Raw genomic sequence first — 6,856 nt, 5'->3', positions numbered from 1 at the left:
GTATTAGACATGCCTGTTTAGGCTGTAAAAGAAGAAATTGATAAAGTATGAAACCAATGGGCATTCGCGCACAGCAAAAAGAAAAAACTCGTCGCAGCTTAATCGATGCAGCATTTAGCCAACTCAGTGCAGATCGTAGTTTTTCCAACCTAAGCTTGAGAGAAGTCGCTCGTGAGGCTGGAATAGCACCGACTTCCTTTTATCGTCACTTCAAAGACATGGATGAGCTTGGCTTAACCATGGTAGATGAGGGCGGCTTACTACTGCGCCAGCTAATGCGTCAAGCTAGGCAGCGTATAGTAAAAGAAGGCAGTGTTATTCGCACATCGGTTGAAACCTTTATGGAGTTCATTGAAAGCAGCCCTAACGTATTCAGACTGTTATTGCGAGAGCGCTCAGGAACCTCATTTGAGTTTCGTACAGCAGTTGCTCGTGAGATACAGCACTTTTCTGCTGAGTTAACCGAATACCTAATCACGACTGGCATGACACGAGATGAAGCTTTTACGCAAGCAGAAGCTTCGGTCATATTGGTCTTTAACTCAGGGGCAGAAGCATTAGATTTAGATCGACGTCAGCGAGACGAACTGGCTGAGCGCTTGATCATGCAATTGCGAATGATGGCCAAAGGGGCTTTTTGGTATCGTAAAGAACGTGAACGTAACCGATTAAAAGGCGGGATAGAATAATGTCGAATGAAAATAATACTGTAAACCGTGGCTCAGAAAGAAAAACACTGGTACTGGCTCTGATTGCTGGTGTGTGTGGCGATGCACTTTTATCTTGGGTAACAATGAGCGAAGTGGGTTTCTCAATCTTCCCACTGATTGCTTTAGTTTTAGCTGTACAAGCACTTTACCAAGAGTACCTAACTAACCCAGTATCGGAAGATATCCCGCTAGTAGGTTTGGCGTGTTTCTTCGTGGGTGCATTTGGTCACTCTGCGTTTGTGAAAGCACAACACCCAGATGCGGGTTCAAACTTCTTCGCGATTATCGTCGCAATGTTACTGCTCGCTTGGGTAGGTAAGAAGCTAGGCTTTATTGGTAAGACAGCTTAAGCCAACCATAAATAAAAAAAACGAGCCGATTGGCTCGTTTTTTTGTATCTGCAGTTTGGCTTTTACCTAGATTAGAAAGGCGAGTATTACGCTTTACGCTCTAGGAATACGCCAGCTTCCATGTGGTGTGTGTAAGGGAACTGGTCGAACAGAGCGAAACGAGTAATGTCGTGTGTTTCGCTTAGGATCTCTAAGTTCTCTTTCAATGTTTCAGGGTTACAAGAGATGTACATGATGCGCTCGTAGCCTTGAACCATCTTACAAGTATCAACATCCATACCTGAACGTGGTGGATCAACAAAGATAGTGTTGCAGTTGTAGCTCTTCAGATCGATGTTTGCTTGTTGCAGGCGGCGGAACTCACGTTTGCCTTCCATCGCTACAGTAAAGTCTTCCGCAGACATACGGATGATCTGAACGTTATCAATCTTGTTGGCTGCAATGTTGTATTGCGCTGATTCAACTGATGGTTTCGCTAGCTCAGTTGCTAATACACGCTCGAAGTTTTGTGCCAGTGCTAGTGAGAAGTTACCGTTACCACAGTAAAGCTCTAGCAGATCGCCTTTGCTGTCTTGAGTGCAGTCAACGGCCCACTCCAACATTTTCTCAGCCACTTTACCGTTTGGTTGAGTGAAGCTGTTTTCTACTTGTTGGTAGATGTAGCTATCGCCATTTACGTCTAGTTTCTCAATAACGTAATCACGGTCTAAAACGATCTTCATCTTACGAGCACGACCAATCAGGTTTAGGTTGAAACCTTCATCGTTCAATTGCTGTTTTAGCGCTTTGGCATCTTGAATCCATTGCTCACCTAGTTGACGGTGGTAAAGCAGAGACACCAAAATCTCACCGCTAAGTGTAGATAGGAAGTCTACTTGGAATAGCTTATGGCGTAGAGAGTGGTTGTCTTTCATTGCATCGACTAACAAAGGCATCAAGTCATTGATAAGACGGCTAGCAGCAGGGAACTGGTCTACGCGGTATTTTTCTTTAGTTTCTTGATTGAACATGACGTAATACATATCGTCACCTTCATGCCACACGCGGAACTCAGCACGCATGCGGTAGTGTTGTTCTGGAGATTCATACACTTCCAGCTCAGGCACATTATATTCTGAGAACATTTCAGTAAGACGCTCTGTCTTTTCTGCCAGTTGTTCTTGGTAGCGTTGCGGGTTTACATCTAAATTCGCCATGGTTATGCCTTTTGCTGTCGTGCTTTTAAATCAAGAGCGCAGATTTTATTCAATCACAGGCGCTTGTCCAGTGTTGAGCGCCATTCAATGTAAATCGACCATGAAAACTATAGCTTATAACTATCTTAGACTAGACAAATGATTCATAGGTCAATACTATCTCCGGCAAGCTGGTGCCATTTAGATGTATAGATGGCTGAAGAGGGAATCTGGTGTGAATCCAGAACTGACGCGCAGCGGTAAAAGAGAACGAGTATTCATCAGACACTGCAAATAGCTTTTTGTGGGAAGTCGAATATCAGGTAACCATAAGGTTGTGCTCTTGAGTCCGAATACCTGCCAGCGGCTAAACCATGACATGTGGTTTGGTAGGAATTTACGCGATTTAGGATCACAACATGAACAAATCCCTTTTAGCGGTTGCTGTAGCATCGCTGCTTTCACCTATCTCCAATTTACACGCCCAACAAGCATCTGCCGATGAAACCATGGTGGTTACGGCGAACCGTTTTGAGCAACAAGTCAGCGATACAATTGCTCCAGTTGAAGTTATAACAAAACAAGAAATAGATGCTATACAAGCCACTTCTCTATCTGAAGTTTTACGCCGATTACCAGGGGTTCAAGTAACGAATCAAGGCGGTCTTGCGCAGGGGCAAGAGTTATATATACGTGGTCGCTCTACTAAAAACACTCTCATCCTAGTGAATGGCATTCGAATTGGTAGTGCTACGTTAGGTTACGCTAATCTAGCCTCGATTCCGTTGAATGGTGTGGAGAGAGTTGAAGTTTTAAGAGGTGCTCGTGCTGCAGTGTACGGTTCTGATGCTGTTAGCGGGGTGGTCAATATTATAACTACGCGAAGTGCTGATAATACAGCCACTGTTAAAGCAGGGGTCGGTAGTTTTGGACTATATGATATAAATGCATCAGGGTCAGTTGCTAACGATAGTGGCTGGATTAATGTGGTAGCCACACATCAGCAAAGCGAAGGCTATAATGTCCAACCCACGAGTACCAATCCTATTGATGCGGATAAAGATGGCCACAGCACCCAGTACCTCACTATCGATGGTGGCTTTTACGTCTCACCAAACTTTACCTTGAAAGCGAATGGTTACTATCAGAAGCACGACGTAGAGTTTGATAACCCGTGGGGAGGTGTTGATGAAACTGACAGTGAGCTATATGCGTTAGGTCTAGTGGGAGATTACAAGCGTGACTCCTTAAATAGCGTGGTAACCCTTGGAAGCAATCAAGATGAAGCTGAATCTTCAGGGCAAGGGACAGTGCCGAGTTCTATAACAACTAACCGTAACTCTGTGTCTTGGAATAACCAGTACAAGTTAAATGATAGTGCAGCGGTTATTGGTGGTGTTGATTGGTACCGAGATAAGGTGAAAAACGATTCTACATCGATGACTAAAGATAGTCGTGATAACACCGCGCTCTATGCTGGTGGTGATGTATCTATAGGCAAATTGTCTGCGGAAGCAAATCTGCGTTGGGATGATAACAGTTCATTTGGAAACTTTACGACGTATCAATTAGGTGCAGGGTACAGTATTACTGAGGCTATTCGTCTAGTGGGCATGTATGGTACTGCATTTAAGGCTCCAACATTTAATGAGCTGTATTGGCCTTTAGAATGTAGCTCATGGGGATGCTACTCAGGTAACCCAAATCTACAACCGGAAGAATCAAAAACAGCAGAAGTAGCACTAGAAGGTAGCTTTGACGTTCTTGAGTTACGAGTGGCTGCACACAAGAGTGATGTAGAGAAGATGATTACAAGTAATGGTCTTACTCAAGTGAATATAGGCGAAGCGGAAATTAAAGGGTACGAAGTTGTCGGCTCTTTTTATACTGGACCATTATATCACTCAGCATCGTATGACTATCTTGATACCGAAGACAAATCTACAGGTAACGAACTTGCTCGTAGAGCGAAACATAGTGGTAAATGGAACACTACTTATGAGTTGAGCAACTGGAGATTCGACTTGAGTTATCTATATCAAGGTAAGCGTTATGATGATCTAGGTAATACAACAGAGCTTGATGCGTACTCGTTATTTGATTTCGCAACGTCTTACCACTTTGATAATGACGTAACCGTTGCGGGTAAAGTTGCTAACTTATTTGACGAAGAGTATGAAACTGCTAAAGGCTATAAAACCCCAGAGCGTAATTATTACGTCAGCGTTGCTTACCAATTCTAACTAACACCTAAACCGCCTTCGGGCGGTTTTTTCTTATTGGGTATATCAATGAAAAAGAAAGTCGTCATAAGCTGGTCATCAGGTAAGGACTCTACACTCACCCTCGAGCGTTTACTTGAAAGCAGCGAATATGACGTTGTTGCACTCTATACGACTTATGTTGGAGATGAAGTTCCTTTCCAAGTAACTCCTATAGACGTAGTAGCAATGCAAGCAAAGTTGATCGGCTTGCCACTTATCACCATCGAGCTTCCGGAAGTGTTCCCAAGCAACGAGGTTTACCAAAGTACTATTGTCTCGGCGCTTAAAGATTCAGGCTTATCGATTGATGCCGTTGCATTCGGTGATATGTTTTGTAACGGCATTGCAGACTATAGAAGAAGCTATATTGAACCCGCAGGTTGGGCGTGTGTGTTTCCTCTTATGGGAGAGAGCAGTCAGGCGCTAGCACAAGAGATAATAGATAGAGGTATCGAAACTTTTCTCGTCACTGTCGACAGTAAAGTATTAGATATTAGCTACTGCGGGCTGAAATATACCGATGAGTTAATAGCAAGCTTACCGAACCATGTTGATCCGTGTGGTGAAGATGGCGAGTTCCATACCTTAGTGACTTCAGCGACATGCTTTAAAGGAAAGCTTGAGATAGAGCTCGAAGTGATAGAGCAAGGTGAACGCTTTGTACATCAACGTTATCGAGCTTGTATTCTATAGCGTGAAGATTGGCGAAAACTAAGTGAAGGGGTATTATTGCTGCGAAACTACATATAGGTAATCGTTGTGTCGGATAGTCTACAAAAAAACATATTGGTCTTTGATTCAGGGGTGGGTGGGCTATCTGTCTATAAAGAGATAAGTCAGCTATTGCCTAATCATAACTATATCTATGTATTCGATAATGAAGCTTACCCATATGGTGAGCTCAATCAGCAGGTTCTGATTAGAAGAGTTCAGAGCATAGTCGCCAGTTTTGTGGCTAGTCACGCGATAGATATCGTAGTGATAGCTTGTAATACAGCGAGCACGATTGTCTTACCTACACTCAGAGCCAATAATCTTATCCCTATTGTCGGTGTTGTTCCGGCAATCAAGCCGGCTTCTTTGCTAGCAAACAAAGCGGTGGGGCTGATTGCTACTCCGGCGACCATTACCCGTGAATACACGCACGAACTGATCAAAAACTTCTCAATTAATAAGAGGGTTGAACTTCTTGGCTCGACGAGGCTGGTGGATATGGCCGAAGATAAGCTCAGAGGAGAGGCAATCAACTTAGAAGAGCTCAAGCAAATCCTTCAGCCGATGATTAATACCATTGATGTTGCTGTTTTAGGCTGTACCCATTTCCCACTGATAAAGTCTGAGATTCAGCAAGTATTAGGCGAAAGCGTGGCATTGGTGGATTCGGGTAAAGCGATAGCGAAACGAGTCCAAGATTTGTTGGGTTTAGAAGATGGTCATGAAGAAGGGGGAGTAAGAGAGGTTTTTTGTAGTGCACTTCCTAATAAAGAAAGTGCACTAAATAGTATGTTGAAGCAGTTAGGGTTTAGTTCTGTTCAGATTCGTCCGCTTCAGGATGCTTAGGATCATTCGCAACACGTACTTTTAAAGTTCGTTGCATGTAATCTTTGTCGTTAAGGGCAGAGATTGCATGATTCACATCATTACTTGCCATAACAACAAATCCGAAGCCTCTTCTTTTACCAGTTCGCTTGTCTTTCATTAAGCGTACTGCAAACACTTCACCATGTTCTGAGAATAATTCACGAACATGCGATTCGTTCGCCTTGTATGGAAGGTTACCCACATAAAGCGTTTTTGTTGAAGCTTTCGGTTCTGAATCTGATTTTGAGTCGGTGCTTGAAAAGTTAACAACAAAAGCGGAAGCCAAGACACCAAGGATAAAGGTAATTGCAGGCGATATATCTACCTGAGAGAAAACAATGCCGCCTAATACAGCCAGTGCGACAATTAACAACATCGATTTTTTTGAGTTCATATCGGAATACTACATATTAATAAACGAAATAGACGCATCTACCATTAACAAAATAGACACATGAATCTTACGTTCATGCCTTTCATTTTTCCAATGTATTGCTGTGATACGTCTCAAATGTTTAGTTTTTATTCGAAAAATGCGGATCTGGTGGCTTTTTAGGCGAACAAAACTTTTATTTGAAAAAGCTCTTGTGCTCCTTCTCAATCTCTCTATAATGCCGCCTCACCGACACGGAGTGAGACGAAAGTCACACAGCTAAATCGGTAGAGAAAAAGAGTTTGAAAATAACCCTTGACTCTAAAAACGGTGCGAGTATAGTACGCACCCCTAGCGATTGAGATGTTAATCACAAAACGCTAGCGCTCTTTAACAATTTAAA

7 protein-coding genes and 1 riboswitch are annotated in these 6,856 nt (G+C 43.0%); of the genes, 5 read left to right on the top strand and 2 right to left on the bottom strand.

The window, feature by feature from the left end; all coding sequences use genetic code 11:
• The first annotated feature begins 47 nt into the window (after window positions 1-47).
• Complete coding sequence (fabR, locus tag BCT81_RS21900) at window positions 48-689, top strand: HTH-type transcriptional repressor FabR (protein WP_004740554.1); 642 nt, start codon at window positions 48-50, stop codon at window positions 687-689.
• Entirely contained in the window at window positions 689-1,060 is a 372-nt protein-coding gene (locus BCT81_RS21895; protein ID WP_004740556.1) for a YijD family membrane protein, read from the top strand. Before fabR ends, BCT81_RS21895 begins: the two co-directional genes overlap by 1 nt.
• Window positions 1,061-1,146: 86 nt before the next feature.
• Here BCT81_RS21895 and trmA read toward each other — a convergent pair whose 3' ends face one another.
• Entirely contained in the window at window positions 1,147-2,256 is a 1,110-nt protein-coding gene (trmA, locus tag BCT81_RS21890) for a tRNA (uridine(54)-C5)-methyltransferase TrmA (protein ID WP_055318286.1), read from the bottom strand.
• Between the two features lie 154 nt (window positions 2,257-2,410).
• Window positions 2,411-2,615: riboswitch (cobalamin riboswitch) on the top strand.
• Window positions 2,616-2,654: 39 nt separating this feature from the next.
• Between trmA and BCT81_RS21885 the strand changes: the two genes are divergently transcribed.
• The 3 genes from BCT81_RS21885 to murI are packed head-to-tail and all read left to right on the top strand — an operon-like array spanning window position 2,655 to window position 6,059.
• Window positions 2,655-4,478, top strand: a complete 1,824-nt coding sequence (locus BCT81_RS21885; RefSeq protein WP_102425829.1) for a TonB-dependent receptor — start codon at window positions 2,655-2,657, stop codon at window positions 4,476-4,478.
• 48 nt (window positions 4,479-4,526) lie between these two features.
• The gene (locus BCT81_RS21880; protein ID WP_102425828.1) at window positions 4,527-5,192 is read left to right on the top strand and encodes an ATPase; all 666 of its coding nucleotides are present in this window, start codon (window positions 4,527-4,529) and stop codon (window positions 5,190-5,192) included.
• A gap of 60 nt (window positions 5,193-5,252) precedes the next feature.
• A complete protein-coding gene (gene murI / locus BCT81_RS21875; protein ID WP_198596944.1) occupies window positions 5,253-6,059 on the top strand; it encodes a glutamate racemase in 807 nt (268 codons plus the stop codon).
• Here the strand turns inward: murI and BCT81_RS21870 are convergent.
• Window positions 6,022-6,474, bottom strand: a complete 453-nt coding sequence (locus tag BCT81_RS21870; RefSeq protein ID WP_102425826.1) for an RNA-binding protein — start codon at window positions 6,472-6,474, stop codon at window positions 6,022-6,024. The two genes, murI and BCT81_RS21870, sit on opposite strands and share 38 nt — an antisense overlap.
• Window positions 6,475-6,856 lie beyond the last annotated feature (382 nt).

This window comes from Vibrio sp. 10N.261.52.A1 (assembly GCF_002876325.1).
GTDB lineage: Bacteria > Pseudomonadota > Gammaproteobacteria > Enterobacterales > Vibrionaceae > Vibrio > Vibrio chagasii.
Note: the sequence above shows the minus strand (reverse complement) of the source record. Positions and strands in the feature narration are given on the sequence as shown.